This window comes from Saccharospirillum sp. (genome assembly GCF_039982735.1).
Classification (GTDB): domain Bacteria; phylum Pseudomonadota; class Gammaproteobacteria; order Pseudomonadales; family Natronospirillaceae; genus Saccharospirillum.
Genome location: NZ_JBDWXV010000025.1, coordinates 107,080 through 121,630 on the forward strand (window position 1 = coordinate 107,080; position 14,551 = coordinate 121,630).

Annotated in this window: 14 protein-coding genes; 5 read left to right on the forward strand and 9 right to left on the reverse strand. The window is 56.1% G+C overall.

Annotation, left to right across the window (positions count from 1 at the left end):
• Positions 1 to 10 precede the first annotated feature (10 nt).
• Together ABJT94_RS20770 and ABJT94_RS20775 are read right to left on the reverse strand one after the other, a co-directional pair.
• Positions 11 to 967 (reverse strand): AAA family ATPase, encoded by a 957-nt coding sequence (locus ABJT94_RS20770; RefSeq protein WP_348476674.1) that lies wholly within the window; start codon positions 965 to 967, stop codon positions 11 to 13.
• Positions 968 to 1,204: 237 nt separating this feature from the next.
• Entirely contained in the window at positions 1,205 to 1,573 is a 369-nt protein-coding gene (locus ABJT94_RS20775; protein ID WP_348476675.1) for a DUF6164 family protein, read from the reverse strand.
• A 150-nt stretch (positions 1,574 to 1,723) separates the two neighbouring features.
• On the opposite strand from ABJT94_RS20775, the gene ABJT94_RS20780 reads away from it, so the two are divergent.
• Entirely contained in the window at positions 1,724 to 2,095 is a 372-nt protein-coding gene (locus ABJT94_RS20780; RefSeq protein WP_348476676.1) for a hypothetical protein, read from the forward strand.
• Positions 2,096 to 2,147: 52 nt separating this feature from the next.
• Entirely contained in the window at positions 2,148 to 2,633 is a 486-nt protein-coding gene (locus tag ABJT94_RS20785; RefSeq protein WP_348476677.1) for a YajQ family cyclic di-GMP-binding protein, read from the forward strand.
• A gap of 52 nt (positions 2,634 to 2,685) precedes the next feature.
• On the opposite strand, the gene ABJT94_RS20790 is transcribed toward ABJT94_RS20785, so the two are convergent.
• From ABJT94_RS20790 to ABJT94_RS20820, 7 genes are all read right to left on the reverse strand, one after another.
• Positions 2,686 to 3,192, reverse strand: a complete 507-nt coding sequence (locus ABJT94_RS20790) for a copper chaperone PCu(A)C (protein WP_348476678.1) — start codon at positions 3,190 to 3,192, stop codon at positions 2,686 to 2,688.
• A 116-nt stretch (positions 3,193 to 3,308) separates the two neighbouring features.
• Positions 3,309 to 3,680, reverse strand: coding sequence for a hypothetical protein (locus ABJT94_RS20795; RefSeq protein ID WP_348476679.1), 372 nt, complete (start codon positions 3,678 to 3,680; stop codon positions 3,309 to 3,311).
• A gap of 58 nt (positions 3,681 to 3,738) precedes the next feature.
• Positions 3,739 to 4,767: an amidohydrolase family protein gene (locus ABJT94_RS20800; RefSeq protein WP_348476680.1), complete on the reverse strand. Its 1,029-nt coding sequence runs from the start codon at positions 4,765 to 4,767 to the stop codon at positions 3,739 to 3,741.
• Between the two features lie 43 nt (positions 4,768 to 4,810).
• The gene (locus ABJT94_RS20805) at positions 4,811 to 5,437 is read right to left on the reverse strand and encodes a hypothetical protein (RefSeq protein ID WP_348476681.1); all 627 of its coding nucleotides are present in this window, start codon (positions 5,435 to 5,437) and stop codon (positions 4,811 to 4,813) included.
• Between the two features lie 9 nt (positions 5,438 to 5,446).
• Positions 5,447 to 6,646 carry an alanine--glyoxylate aminotransferase family protein gene (locus ABJT94_RS20810; protein ID WP_348476683.1) on the reverse strand — a complete coding sequence of 400 codons (1,200 nt, stop codon included), beginning with the start codon at positions 6,644 to 6,646 and terminating at the stop codon, positions 5,447 to 5,449.
• A 51-nt stretch (positions 6,647 to 6,697) separates the two neighbouring features.
• Complete coding sequence (locus ABJT94_RS20815; protein WP_348476684.1) at positions 6,698 to 7,414, reverse strand: helix-turn-helix domain-containing protein; 717 nt, start codon at positions 7,412 to 7,414, stop codon at positions 6,698 to 6,700.
• A gap of 387 nt (positions 7,415 to 7,801) precedes the next feature.
• Positions 7,802 to 9,484, reverse strand: a complete 1,683-nt coding sequence (locus tag ABJT94_RS20820; protein WP_348476685.1) for an EAL domain-containing protein — start codon at positions 9,482 to 9,484, stop codon at positions 7,802 to 7,804.
• Between the two features lie 244 nt (positions 9,485 to 9,728).
• On the opposite strand from ABJT94_RS20820, the gene ABJT94_RS20825 reads away from it, so the two are divergent.
• The 3 genes from ABJT94_RS20825 (at position 9,729) to ABJT94_RS20835 (ending at position 14,548) form a co-directional block, all read left to right on the forward strand.
• Complete coding sequence (locus ABJT94_RS20825; RefSeq protein ID WP_348476686.1) at positions 9,729 to 11,330, forward strand: PAS domain-containing methyl-accepting chemotaxis protein; 1,602 nt, start codon at positions 9,729 to 9,731, stop codon at positions 11,328 to 11,330.
• 231 nt (positions 11,331 to 11,561) lie between these two features.
• Positions 11,562 to 12,311 carry a VTT domain-containing protein gene (locus ABJT94_RS20830; protein WP_348476687.1) on the forward strand — a complete coding sequence of 250 codons (750 nt, stop codon included), beginning with the start codon at positions 11,562 to 11,564 and terminating at the stop codon, positions 12,309 to 12,311.
• Positions 12,308 to 14,548, forward strand: coding sequence for a hypothetical protein (locus tag ABJT94_RS20835; RefSeq protein ID WP_348476689.1), 2,241 nt, complete (start codon positions 12,308 to 12,310; stop codon positions 14,546 to 14,548). The genes ABJT94_RS20830 and ABJT94_RS20835 overlap by 4 nt, the downstream gene beginning before the upstream one ends.
• The last annotated feature ends 3 nt before the right edge of the window (positions 14,549 to 14,551 follow it).

The window sequence follows — 14,551 nt, forward strand, 5'->3', positions numbered from 1 at the left end:
TGTGCTCATATCACCCGACGGCCACCCGCTCCAGCAAATGGTTGACCACGCTGACACCACTCCAGCCCTGCGCCTGACCAGACAGCGACAACACCAGCCGGTGCGCCAGCACACGAACGGCAACCTGTTGCACTTGTTCGGGGGTGACAAAATCCTGCCCCTCTAGCCAGGCCAGCGCCCGGGCACAGCGGTCGAGTGCGATGGTGCCCCGCGGCGAGGCTCCGAACTCAATCACCCCGGCCAGTTCGGCACTGTAGCGTTCGGCGGAGCGGGTCGCATCGACCAGATGCACCAAATAATCGGTCACGGCATCGGCCATATAGACATCGTTAAGCGCCCGGCGAGCGGCGAGCACTTCATCGGGCGAAACCTGGGGCAAAGCCCGGGTGTGGTGGGCTTCCTCTTCCCGCGCCAGCTTTAAGATGGCGTGTTCAATGCCGACATCGGGATAATCAAGTGAGACTTTTAACAGAAACCGGTCGAGCTGGGCTTCAGGCAAGGGGTAAGTGCCTTCGTGTTCCACCGGATTTTGTGTGGCCATCACCAGAAACGGCGAGGCCAGCGGGTAAGTGGTGCCGGCCACCGAGACCTGACGTTCCGACATGGCCTCCAGCAAGGCCGACTGCACCTTGGCCGGGGCCCGGTTGATTTCATCGGCCAGCACCAGGTTGGCAAACACCGGCCCGGGCTGAAACTCAAAACGATGCTCATCGGCCCGGTAGATCTCGGCCCCGGTAATATCAGACGGCATCAGGTCGGGTGTGAACTGCACTCGGCTAAAGGCGCCGTGCACCCCTTCAGCCAGGGCTTTAATCGCCGTTGTCTTGGCCAGGCCCGGCGCGCCTTCCACCAGCAAATGCCCGTCGGCGAGCAGCGCCAGCAGCAGCGATTCGACCAGTTCCGGCTGCCCCAGAATCCTGTGTTGGAGGGCGTCTTTCAATTCGAGCAGAGGGTGTTGCGTTGCCATTGGCGAGCCTGTTTCATTCATGGAGTTGAATCGATCAGTGAACGCCGGTCCCGCAGACCGACCCGTCGATTCTAGAGCGCTGTCAGGCCGGGTCAACGGCGCCGGCAAAAGGAGGTGGGGGGTTTACACTGGCTTGACCATAACGCTGCACATAACAGTCCTCTTTCCACCTCTGGGGGAGAGAGCTAGAGAGAAGGGGTCGGCGCAACTGTTACTGCTATGGCCTGAAAACCATAACTATCCTTTAATCCAATTGAAAAATGGCCAAATCGAAATGGCGACCACCACCGCCAGCCCAATCCATACCAGAATCAGAGTCGCAGGCTCGTCACGCCACCGATCTTTCCAACTTGAGGCCCGCCCCTCTTCGCGGGCTCGTTGTATGGCTTCCCGTTGCTCGGTCTGACGCTGCTGCTGATAACGATCGATACACTCGCGTGCGGCGGCATAATCATCATCCTGAACCAGCCATATGGCCGCCACCGAAATATGCCAGCGACCTGCGCTGGTTTCATAAAACTCAAAGCCTTCAGTCGACAGCAGCTCTCGAACCTCATCGGCCTCTTGCTCACTGACGCCATTTAACCGGAATACCAAAACGGCCACGCCGCTCTCCTCTATATTTCAAACCTAATACTCAGCAAAGTATGAGTCAGCAATCAGGTGAGTGTCAGCCACTGGGTCTGACTGACAGTTGCGACTCTAACCGGTTTGGTCGTATGGTTGCTATCCCAGTCTTAGCCGGCACACCTGATCATGAACTTTGGCCCGTCCGACCTGGTTACCAACAGCGTAACCTTCACCCTGAGTAATGGCGAGCCTGCCGAGCAGCTGTGGTTGCGCGGTGGCTCTGTATTGGTGATCAGCGCGACGGCGCTGGCACTGTACAAAGACGCTGCCGCCGTCGGCGACCCGCTTGGCAATGGTCTGATTGCGCTGACCGATCTGTCCAGAACCTCACCGCTGACCCATCTCGACGGACACTTTATGACCGAACATCGGGCCGGGTATATTGGTTTGCACGGGGAACGGATGCTGTTGATTACTCCGGTTGCCATTCAACTGTTCGATGAACGCCGGGATGCGCTGCAGAATCGCAACGAGCGGGCCCGGTTGCCGTTGGAATAACGGGTTGTGTTAAACTGCCCGCACTCACACTTTCCGACTTAAGGACACCACCATGCCTTCCTTTGACATCGTCTCCGAAATTGATGAAGTGGCCCTGCGCCATGCCGTCGACAACGCCAACCGGGAGCTGGCCACCCGCTTCGACTTTCGCGGCGTCGAAGCCAGCATCGAGCAAAAAAGCCTGGTGGTCACGCTGAAGACCGAATCTGACTTTCAACTGCGCCAGCTGGAAGAACTGTTCTCCAAGGCCTGCGTCAAGCAAGGCATCAGCGCCGCCGGTGCCGACAAGGAAGACACGCCCGTGCACAGCGGCAAGACGTTCTCCTGGAACATGACGTTCAAACAGGGCATCGACCAGCCAACGGCGAAGAAGATCATCAAGCTGATCAAAGACAGCAAGCTGAAAGTCCAGGCATCCATTCAGGGTGAGCAGGTACGGGTCAACGGCAAAAAGCGCGACGATCTGCAGGCGGTCATGGCCCTGCTGAAGCAGTCTGATATCGAGATTTCACTGCAGTACAACAACTTTCGCGACTGAGCGAAACCTAAAGATGCCGGGCTGAACGGACGTCGGCCCGGCAATACCGTTGCTAGTGACTCATCTCGCCATGGTCCATCTCCATGGTGTCCCCACTCTGATGCGGGCCCTGCTCACCCGGGCCTTCGATCGTGAGTTCAACCTCAATATCACCAGCCTGTTCAAATTCCAGCGTCACGGTTTCACGCTCGCCTTCCACCAACCGACGCTGCAACCCGATAAACATCAGGTGATAGCTACCCGGTCGCAGCACAAGATGCCCCCCTTCCGGAACGGAGACGCCATTCGGCAAGTGCTGCATGCGCATCATGCCATCGGCCATACTGGATTCGTGGATCTGAACTTCGGTAGCGAAATCGGTGGCCGCTCCGATCAGGCGGTCGGGCTCGTCACCCGTGTTGCGGATGCTCATAAAGCCCCCACCCACAGGTGCCCCCGGCGCTGTTGCCCGCGCCCAGGGGTGGTCTATCGACAATGTCCCCAGGCTATAGTCGTGGGCCAGAGTCAAAACAGAAAACATGAGTGTGGCCAGGGCCACGGTCACTTGGATGGTACGCATCGTCGTATTCCTTACTGCACCGAAGAAATGGCGTAAACCGCTCAACTCCGTCGATGAATTATGAGTGTTCTCAGAGATTGGCCATCGTTACTCTAACGACGGATTATGGGTTCAACTCAAAGGCGGGCGGTCAGGGGCGGTGCGCGACTGAAATAGGCTTGGAATGAGGTACCTCGCGGTGAGACAACGCAGTCTTGCCGGGTGGTCACTGCTGCGGCGGGCGAAATAGCCAGTAACCAGGCTTCGGGTAAGCCCAGTGCCTGGTTTACGCAGGGGCAATGTTGCGACGACGAGCTGGTTTCAACCGGAGCGTTCTCAGCGGTTTCCAGCGTATCGATTTGCACCCAGGTAACGCCCAGCCCGGTGCACAGGCGCAGCCAGCCCTCAGCGGTTTGAACGCTGCTGGCGTTAACAATGGGTATGGCGGTGAAGCACAGCCAGGTGATGACCTGGAGTGCCCATCCCGCCCGGAGCTGCCGTCGGGTCACAGCGTCATGTCTCTGTTTCAGGTAGGGTTACGATGACGCACGCACCCGTGTGCGTCAATCAGCAAACCGGTGGCGCGACGTCATTGATGTCGAGCAGATCAAAGTAACTCTGCCCCAGCGCGATGTAGCGAAAGGCACGTTTATCAAGAAACTGGTTGATGTAGCTGTTCTGCTCCAGTGCCCGCAGGTAATCGTTATAGCTGGTATAGCTGGAGGCCACCAGATCAGTACCAGTCAGGATTCTGCTGGCGTATTGGTTCAGAAACCCGACATAGTGTTCACGCCGGTCGGCATCGCGGAAGTAGCCGTCGTAGAGAACGTTCCAGGAAATATCGAACCAGAGGTTGGGGTAGGCATCCATCAGCCGGCTCATTTGAGCGACGTGTTCTTGCGGGTCGAGTTCCATTTGCTCGCGCGAGGTGCCCAGGTGCATCCACACCACGGTGTTGTCCGGGTACTGTTCCAGTACCGCTTCCATCAGGTGCACATAGCCGTAATCGTCTTCGTCGTTGCCCATGTCGGAATGCAAGGCCAGCGGCATGTTGCGCTCGGCCAATTGCTCCATAAAGGGCGCCCAGTTGGCAATGTCGTCCAGCGTGGCCGCTTCATGGCCGTAGGAAAACAGCGCCTGCTTGACCAGATTGGCTTCTCCCATCCACTGGAACAGGCCTGGGAATTCCCGGTCCAGAATCGCCATGCGGTCGACAATGCCTTCGGGGTTTTGCAGATCGGGGAAGGTCATGGAGGCGCGCAGCTCCACCCCGGTTCTAGGGTAGGCGTTCATGTTCACGCCGTTGACGAAGTCGTTCTTCATCGTCGGGGCAATTACCGCATTGCCGCTGCAGTCGCCGCCGTTCAGGCAAGCCCAGTCCTGAATGCGGGTCTGGCCGATGCCGTAGACATTGGCGTATTTGATGCCCGCTCGTTGCAGGTATTCGACCATGACCTGGTGATCAATATGCGGGCCGCTGAAGGGTTGAAAGTGCAGGTGGCTATCCACCACCAGACGGTGCCCCTGTACACTGCGGTCATAACACATTTCTGCCAGCGCTGAACCACTGACGACCAGCGACAACAAAGCGCTCACCAGTGCTGTTTTCCTGCCACCCTGCCTCATTCCAAATCCTCTTTTATTTCGAATTTTCATGCATTCTGTCCGCCGGCCAGGCAAATACCTGCACCATGCAATAGGCCCAGAATGCCAGGCTCAGATGAAACACATCCATCCGCACTGGCAGCCCTAGCAGGGGCTCGGTACCGCCGCCGATCACTAACCCATTGACCACGAACACCACGGCAGCAAGCAATAGCCAGCTCGCCTGTACATTCTGCCTCCGGCGCCACAAGGCCACGGCAATAACAACCGCGACCAGCGTCATGGCCAGCCCAATCACGAGTTGAAACAATGATAATCGGGTCAGCCAGTAGCCGAGGATAAACACCAGCGCCGCATCGGCCAAATGCGCCAGCCATAATTTACGGTGCAGGCGCAGCCAGCCAATCCAGTCGAGCAATGCCATGGTCAGTAGATAGAGACCGGCAACACCAAAGGCCCGGGAGGCCAGGGTGTGCAGCTCATCGAGCCGGGTCTGCCACTGAAAACCGAACTTGACCGCACCAATCGCCGAGGCCAGTCCCAGCAAAGCGAAACAGACCGCAGCCAGAAAGGCAGCCGGCTGTCGGCATTGCATCAAGCGCTGACTGGCCCACCAGGCACTGGCCGTCAGAATCACTTCGGCCACCCACCAGTGCGTCATCGGGCGGCCTTACTCTTCAGCCGACAGGGCTTGCAGGCGATTCTCCAGCTCGGCCATGCCCGCTGGCACATCCACCGGGTAGCCCAGAGCGTTGAAGGTGGAGCCGAAGGCATGCAGGGTCCGAAACAGGTTGTGAACCCGGCACTGTTCACCCATCTGACCAATGCGCACGATAGGCGGGCCGAAGGAGCCGGCGATCTCGACCCGGAAATGTTTGGAAATATGGGCGCAGACGGCTTTGGAGTCGAGGCCCTCTGGCAGGGCGATGCCGACCACCGAATTAAGCCGGGCGTCTTTAGGCACATAGAGCGACAGCCCCAGCGCTTCAATGCCGCCCTGCAACGCCAGACTGCTCTTGCGATGGCGCTGAAAGCGGCGCTCCAGCGTTTCTTCACAGACCAGGCGCATGGCTTCGTGCAAGGCCAGCAGACCCGATACCGGTGCAGTGTAATGATAGGAAGCTTCATGCCAGAAGCGGGTGGCGAGCAGAGCGTCCAGCGTCCAGTGCGGCATCGGCACCGGGCGCTGCAAAATGCGTTGCCAGGCCAGTTCGGAGAACGCGACCAGCGAAACACCGGGAATCGAACTCAAACCTTTCTGACCACCGGTGATCACCACGTCGATGCCCCAGTCGTCCATGTTCAGTTCCATGGTGCTGAGCGTACACACCGCATCAACAATAATGCGGCAGTTGTACCGTTGCGCCAGAGCGCCAATGGCGGCCAGGTCTTTGTTGTGAGTGGTGTTGGAGGTTTCACCCTGAACAATGGTCATCACCTCAGGCTGAAACGTCCGCAGTACGTCTTCGATGCGGCTGGCGTCGGCACTGCTTCCTTCGTCGACCAGCAGTCGCTCAACCTCGCCGCCTGCCCGCTGGGCCATTTCGGCCAGGCGCTGGGAGAAAAACCCGTTACAGACACACAATACCCGGGTACCGAGCCACACCAGATTGGTTACCGCCATCTCCATCGCCGCCGAGCCGGGCCCGGCAACCCCCATCAGCCAGGGCGACTCGGTCTGAAAGATATAACGCCCCATGCGTTTCACCTGATCGATGATGCGCGCCATGGTCTCGCCCAGGTGATTAATCACAATGCCATTCGCCGCCGCCACCGGGCCGGGAATGGGTACCGGGCCGGCTCCCATCATCAACAGGGGTTCTTCGGGCAATATCTGGTTGAGGCCATCAATATGGGGAACTTGGATCATCCTGGGCGCGTCCGGCTGGGTGGGAGAAGAGTCAGTAAACCAAAGGCCATATCATGAGGCGCGAACCCCATCAGCGCAACCATCTGCAAATTCACCTGTGGCGCCCGAATCATTGGCCTGAGCCAAAGCCCGTTCACTCGCTAACAGAAGCGCCTTGCGTTTGGCCAGGGTCTCACTGGGTTTTTCTCCGAAGTGGCCAGCATAGAGCCCGGGCAACCGTCCCAGGTGGTTCAGTCCATGCTCCAGCGCATGCCAGGAAATACTGGGCGAGTCGGCTTCGCATGCCAGTAAAGCCATGCGCAACCTGAGCAGTTTGCAGCGCTGATAATACCGGTAAGGGGTCATTCCGATAAACCGCTTCATCTGGTAATAGAGCGAGCGTTCACTGCTGTGCACGATTCTGGTCAGGTCTTCCAACCGAAATTCCCACTCCGGATTGCGGGCGATGAAGGTTACTGCCAGCTCGATTTTGGGATCAATGGTACGCTGGCGAGGCAGGTCTAGCTCACACTCCGGATCGCCCAGGCAGGCTCTGAGCTGTCTCAGCATTTCACGGGTTTCCCGAACCGCACTGACATGGTCTGCAAAGTACCGACTTCTCAGGTTGTAGGTTTCCAGCAACCAGCGAACTTGCTGCAGTTGCTTATCGGTCGCCAGAGTTAGCCGACCCGCCGAAAAAGCAGCCGCGTCTGATTCCGGAAATTGCACGATCGTCATCACAGAGTGTCCGTCGGTGGCCAGGTCAAACGCCTCACCAGCCTGGACCAAAAAAACGTCCTTTCTAAACTGAATTCTCCCAGTGCACACCCAAATAAGCGAAGGCTGACTGGCACTCTGACCTTGTACCCCGGTGCTGCCCTCCACCGTCATCTGAAAAACATGACCGCTGCCGGTATACAGCGCTGAAACCCCGGGAAAACTTTTCACGCTGGGCGGGAATGAGAACTCGATACCGCGCAACCCAAGCAGTACCTTGACGCTTCCCAACCACTGCCGGGGATTTGCCCGGGTAAACTGCAAATAGGAAGCCATTCCAGACTCGTAAAACATCATCAGACTCTTGTTATTGTTTAGATCGAATTATTTATATAAGAATATACTAATTTTTATGTCTCGGGGCTGAGCGCACGCTGAGGGGAGCCACTACCTGCAACTTCATTGACTCACATCAAGTGAGGCGACGAATAGCTGACTGTTCCATCCCTGAGGTTTCGAAAACAAGAATCCCTGGCCATGCTTACAACCCAGTTGACACAAGATCAGTCGCTGGGCTTCACTTTCGATGCCTTCTGCTACCACTTCAAGATTCAGCGCATGAGCCATGGCCAGTATCGCCCTGACCAGTGTGATGTCGGTACTCTGCTCACTCAGCCTGGCAACAAAACTTCGATCAATTTTAAGAACATTAACTGATAAGGATTGCAAGTAAGCCAACGAAGAATAACCGGTACCAAAGTCGTCAATGGCAATCCGGATACCTTGCTCTTGCAGTAATGCCAACTTGGAACTTAATGGGTCACTAAAATGAACCAGTGAGGTTTCGGTAATCTCCAGCTCGAGTTCCCAATTCAACTGGTCGGTATACCGGCGCATGCGGGTCATCTCAGAAACGAAGTCATCTTCCAGCATATGTCGGGCCGACACATTAATTGCCAGGCGTACTCCCATAGGCAGTTCAAATGCGGTGGCTGTCAGATCACGCTGAATGGCGTCTAACACAATCGACGTTAGCACCGTCACCCAACCCCGCTTTTCTGCAATAGGTATGAAGTCGCCGGGGGGGACCGGACCCAGAACAGGATGGTTCCAGCGCACCAAAGCCTCCAGCCCAGTCACTTCACCGCTACCGAGCATGTAATGCGGTTGATAGACAACGCAGAACTCGTCACGGGATTCAGCGATCGACCGGGAAAGATACTGCCCGATACTTTCCTGGTACAACAGCTCACGGTTAATACCCGGATTAAAAACCTGATACCGAGACCGGCCAGATCTTTTGGCGGAGTACATCGCCTGATCTGCCTTTTCGAGCAGCGACCTGTCCTTTTCTGCATGAACAGGAAACAGGCTGGCACCAATCGACAAGCTTACATAGTGTGGTTGATCATTGATGATGAAAGGCTCTTTGAAAACACTCAGAATTCGTTCGCAGAATGCCTCTGTTTTGGCGACACAATCGACTTCAATAATTGCGGCAAACTCATCTCCCGACAGCCGGGCAAGGACATCGCCCTTACGCAACACCGACTGTAGACGCTGAGCCACCCGAACCAACAATTCGTCACCCTGCGCATGCCCATACAGATCGTTTATTTCCTTGAAGAAATCCAGATCCAGGAAGAGTACCGAAAAATTGACCGGCGAATTGACTTGCTGGCCCGTTCTCGACTCTAGGAAAGCTTGAAACAAATGTCGGTTCGGCAACCGGGTAAGCACATCGTAATAGGCGAGACTGGCCAGTTTTTCATCCATCGCAGCCAGGTCACCAACGTCCATAAACGTGCCGACATAACAGTGCGCATCACGCATCTCGACACCGTAGATCGTTAACCACTGAGGGTAGATCTCGCCATTGGAACGCTGGTTCCAGATCAACCCTTCCCAGCGATTTTCTATTGACAACTGCAGCCACATTTCTTTATAGAAATCGCGCCCGTGGTAACCCGAACTGAGCACCGACGGCTTCTTGCCAATCACGGTGTCGGCATCATAGCCAGTTACCTGCTGGAAGACACGATTCACGTAGACTATGCGCGGCTCCTGAGTTGCAAGCATCATGGCTCTGGGGTGGCAATCAATGAGTGCCTTGAAGTCCTTGTCCAGAATAGCCGTTGCCATAAATCAGGTTGCTTCGATATACAGGTGTGTTTGAACAGGCTAGTGAAGTTTCAGGTTCAGCCTATCCAGATAATGCAAATTATTGCCTCACCGGGGAAACGTAGCAGCACCGGCGCCTGGACGATGCATCGGTTTCTCCGTGGCATATCCAAGCCGGAGCTCAGATAAAATGTGCAGAATCCGGATGGTTGTTTCTGAAATGACCTTCCATAGTGGCTGACACCCACAAAGATGAGTTGTCAGGATGCGAAATACTGGACCAGTCACCGGACATGAGCGGACCTTCAAAGCAGACGAACACCTGATTACAACGACCGATCTCGACAGCACCATCACCGCCGTCAATGAGCATTTTGTGGCCATCTCCGGCTACTCAGAACAGGAGCTGGTTGGCCAGCCGCACAACCTGATACGACACCCGGATATGCCGGAAAGTGCATTCGCCAATTTGTGGGAATCCATCAGGGCAGGAAATTCCTGGAAAGGCCTGGTGAAAAACCGGTGCAAAAATGGTGATCACTACTGGGTTGATGCCTTTGTTACACCGATCACCAAGAACGGAAAAGTGGTTGAATACCAGTCAGTGCGGGTATTGCCAACACCGGAACAGACGGCACGAGCCGAAAAAGTCTATCGGGTCTGGCGCACGGGCAAGCTGCCTTTCCGGTATCAGGCCAAGGCGCTACCTTTGCATCTAAAATTGACAGCCATTTATCTGTGCCTTACCGGCTTACTCCTGATCGGCGGTTTTTTTCAGGGGTTACTCCTGTCAGCATACGTTTTTATAAGCATGACGCTGTTGTATGTAGCGACGCTATTGACCATATGGCCCCAGGTAAAACTGGCACGGGATGCCCGGGCGGGAACCCACCCGGTGATGCCCTTCCTGTATACCGGTAAACGCGGCGACGCTGCCTGGATGGAATACGATCGAATGAAACGGGATTCAACGATGAGGGCCATCGCTGCACGCATGCATGCCAACGTGGGTATCATGGGTGTGTCAAAGGAAAAGACACTCGATTGCATTCAGTTTTCAATGAACCACATTCACTCCCAGCGGGGCGATATTGTTTCGATCAATCAAGCCTTCAATGAGCTCGAATCCAGCGTTCACCGGGTCAGCGAGCTGACAAGCATCACCCACTCCGCTACTCAGTCAGCTCGTGAGTCATCACGATTGAGCCATGAAAAGATGCAACTGATGACCGATGCCATCACCGCGCTCACGTCAACACTGGAGCAGGCGTCCACGGGCATCGAAGACCTGTCCCGTCGTAGCCTGGATATCAACAAAGTGCTGGACGTCATTACCGACATTGCCGAACAAACCAACCTGCTGGCTTTGAACGCTGCCATTGAAGCCGCCCGGGCGGGTGACGCAGGACGGGGGTTTGCCGTTGTCGCCGATGAAGTTCGCGGTCTCGCCCAGCGTACCCGAACCTCGACCGATGAAATCAGCACCATCATCAATGGTTTTCGCCACGTCACCGAATCGGTAGTGACGACCATTCATCAGGGCCATTCAGCCTCTTCACTGGTAAATACCATGACCCGGGAAGCGCAATCGAGCCTCAGTGATATACTCGGACACATTGAATTGATAGAACAACACGCGCAAGAAGTGGCTAGCGCAACCGAAGAACAATCTGCTCTCAGCATTCAGGTGCAGCAGCAAAGCAGCAACCTCGGTGCTCTTGGTGATCAATCTGTGACCAGCAGTGAACATGCCTGCCACGAATCAGAAAATCTGGCCCTTGCCGTTGACCGGGCGCAATTGCTGGCCAGCCACTTTTTAGCCATGCTAACCCGGGATATCAGAGAGGCACTCAAGGAAACCCACTAATGATCAAGCACAGGCATGGCTGACACCGGTTGGCCTACCTGGCCCGTTTTTTATCAAGACGCCGAAACCGCCACAGACCTACAAACAAATCTTTACATCCTCTTTCATCCCTGCCACTACATAACCGCTGCGGATCACTACACTACTGTACACACCCTATTGTTTGGACCAACCACAGGCCCGGACTCATCGATTTATAAACAGGGGAAGGGCAATCAGGATCAGTTGCGAATGAAAGCACACACTCCCGCTCCCGCCAAAAAGACTGCCTCACCCTTGCTGGGCCTTATTGCCAGCGTGGTGTTTGTGACGCTTTTGTTGGCTATTCTGCTGTATTTCGACGTTCACTATTACATTATCGATTTGTTGCATTGGGTGGATGCACAGGGAATCTGGGGGCCTGTGCTGCTGATATTACTCATGGCGCTGGTTGTGGTGCTCGTCTTGCCCGGTGTGTTGCTGACCACCGGTGCTGGCTTTGTGTTCGGCGTCGTTGAAGGGTCGGTCTACATAGTTCTGGGCACCACGCTCGGGGCTTTCATCGCGTTTATGATTGCCCGCTATCTGTTTGGCCCCTACGCCGTCGATTTTGTGCGCCGTCGCAACCGGTTGCGACTGATCAATGAAGAAATGAGTGCCAATGGCTGGAAGATTGTCTTGCTGACCCGGTTGATTCCGTTTTTTCCCGGCAAACTGTCTAACTACTTTTTTGGGCTGACCCGATTTTCCTGGCAGGGATACCTGTTCGGCTCTCTAATCGGTTTTATTCCGTTCTCAGTGCACAACGTCTACCTCGGCTCGATCGCTGCCGATGTCACTACGCTTGGCTTGCGCAACACTGAGCGTACCGGGTTTGAATGGATCCTTTACGGCGGCGGTTTTGTCATGACCGTGATCATCGTGTTCTATCTGAACCGGCTGGCACGGCAGGCCCTGAGCCAATACACCAAACCTGCTGACAACGAGGAGTCTGAATCATGAAGTGGACCAAGTGGCTGCCCTGGCGTTTTGCCATTTCCTACATTGCCAAAAAGCAGGGCATACTCGATCCCATTCCGATCATGGCGAGAGTGCAAGCTCTGGCCCAACCATCCGAGGTGGCCGAACCGATTGAACTGATTCGCTCTGGTGTTGTGTTCCATGCGCGCGGGCTGATCAACAGCCGCGTGATTCAGCACAACCTCGACTGGGTGTGGCCGGTCTGGATCGAACGGCAGTTCGACCCGAAAGACCCGTCTTTTATTCCACGGGCTTTTGCCATTACCCACATCAACATCAGTAATCGCAACTGGACGGCTGTGGGCTACCCCGATTGCCCGGACTTGCCGATCGTGGACCCGAATGGCCTGCTGACTCCCCTTTTCAATGGCTGGTCACTGGATGCCTGGCTGATCACCGAGAAGGGTCAGCGGTTACTGCCGTCCAAACTGAAACAGGTTGATCAACGCCAGGAACTGGCAGACGGTCCTCTTATCAGAACAATTGCAACTGACGACGGGCTGGAGCTGCGCACCAAAGTCTGGGTTGAACGCGTCGACGGTAAAATGCTGTGTCGGTTACACATCAGTGGCCACAGTGACCAGGCCGGGCATCTGGTGCTGGCATTGCGCCCCTACAACCCCGAAGGCATCTCCTTTATTCACGATGTTACCTTGAATGAGCGTCGCACGGGCTGGCGCATTAACGATGAAAGCACGGTTCAATTTTCAGCACCGGCAGACCGGCACCACGTTTCCCATTACCGGGAAGGCGACGTGAACATTCATCTGCACGATCGTGAAGACCAGCACAGCGGTCATTGTGAAGTGGGCATGGCCACTGCCGCTGCCTTATTCAACCTGGAGCCTGGTGTGACCAAAGAGTTGACCGCCAGTATTGAACTCGAAACCAAGCCAAGCACCCCGCTAATTGACAATGCCTGGGCGGCTGTCAACAACCAGAGATGCACCCTCACCTGTCCGGACCCGCACTGGCAATTCCTGTTTGATGCCGCCGCAACGTCGCTGGTGTTGCATTCACCGGACGATGTATTCCCGGGCCCCTACACCTACAAACGCTTCTGGTTTCGCGATGCCGCCTACATTATTGATGCCCTGCTCAGCATCGGTTTGACGCATCGCGCGGAGCGGGCACTGGATCGCTTTATTGATCGTCAAACAGCAGCCGGCTATTTTCGCTCTCAGGAAGGCGAATGGGATTCCAACGGCCAGGTGCTGTGGATACTGGAGCGGTTTTTTAAGTTCACTCACCGGCGCCCGGACAAGTGGCTGAACATCATCAAGCGCGGTGCCGACTGGATCATCAAAAAACGGGTGTCGACGCAACTCGATGCCCCTCATGCTGGCCTGATGCCAGCCGGGTTCAGCGCCGAGCACCTGGGGCCGAATGACTTTTACTACTGGGATGATTTTTGGAGCGTCGCCGGGCTGCATTGCGCCAGCCGTATGGTGGCCGCGACCGACCCGGAACTGAGCCAGCGTTATATCGATGCAGCGCATGATTTTGAACAATCGATCGAGCGAAGTCTCGCTGCTCAGGCCGACAAACTGCGCCGGCCAGCCATGCCTGCCTCTCCGTACCGGCGGCTCGATTCCGGTGCTATTGGGTCTATGGTGTGCGGGTATCCGTTACAACTCTGGGCGCCGGATGATCCGCGCATGAGCGATCTGGTCGAGTTCCTGCTGGAACGTTGCTTCCTGAAAGGCGCCTTCTATCAGGACATGATTCACTCAGGCCTCAACGCCTACCTCACCCTGCACGTGGCTCAGGTCATGATGCGTGCAGACGACCCGCGCTATCTGGACCTGATTGACGCTGTGGCGGACATCGCCTCACCGACCGGGCAGTGGCCCGAAGCCATCCACCCGCTTACCGGTGCCGGTTGCATGGGCGATGGCCACCATGTCTGGGCGTCTTCGGAATGGGTATTGATGATGCGCTACTGTTTCTTGCGCGAAGAAGGCGATCACCTGGTCCTGTGTCAGGGCATTCCCGAACGCTGGCTTGACGCTGAAGGCCCCATTTCTTTCGGGGCCGCTCCGACCGAGTTCGGTGAAGTGACGGTGACGATTGAAGCAAGAAGTGCTGCAGAAACGGAAGTCCGCTGGGACGCCGACTGGCATGGGCCGGCGCCCGCACTGGCTATTCGTCTGCCCGGCCATCAGCCGGTCTGGATTGACGCGGGGCAGACGCAGAACCAGGCCGTACTAAGCCGGTGAAGG

Coding starts and splice junctions, on each gene's coding strand:
- ABJT94_RS20770 (WP_348476674.1), bottom strand. CDS start 967: ATGGCAACGCAACACCCTCTGCTCGAATTGAAAGACGCCCTCCAACAC.
- ABJT94_RS20805 (WP_348476681.1), bottom strand. CDS start 5,437: ATGACGCACTGGTGGGTGGCCGAAGTGATTCTGACGGCCAGTGCCTGG.
- ABJT94_RS20830 (WP_348476687.1), top strand. CDS start 11,562: ATGAAAGCACACACTCCCGCTCCCGCCAAAAAGACTGCCTCACCCTTG.
- ABJT94_RS20785 (WP_348476677.1), top strand. CDS start 2,148: ATGCCTTCCTTTGACATCGTCTCCGAAATTGATGAAGTGGCCCTGCGC.
- ABJT94_RS20820 (WP_348476685.1), bottom strand. CDS start 9,484: ATGGCAACGGCTATTCTGGACAAGGACTTCAAGGCACTCATTGATTGC.
- ABJT94_RS20825 (WP_348476686.1), top strand. CDS start 9,729: ATGCGAAATACTGGACCAGTCACCGGACATGAGCGGACCTTCAAAGCA.
- ABJT94_RS20810 (WP_348476683.1), bottom strand. CDS start 6,646: ATGATCCAAGTTCCCCATATTGATGGCCTCAACCAGATATTGCCCGAA.
- ABJT94_RS20790 (WP_348476678.1), bottom strand. CDS start 3,192: ATGCGTACCATCCAAGTGACCGTGGCCCTGGCCACACTCATGTTTTCT.
- ABJT94_RS20780 (WP_348476676.1), top strand. CDS start 1,724: ATGAACTTTGGCCCGTCCGACCTGGTTACCAACAGCGTAACCTTCACC.
- ABJT94_RS20835 (WP_348476689.1), top strand. CDS start 12,308: ATGAAGTGGACCAAGTGGCTGCCCTGGCGTTTTGCCATTTCCTACATT.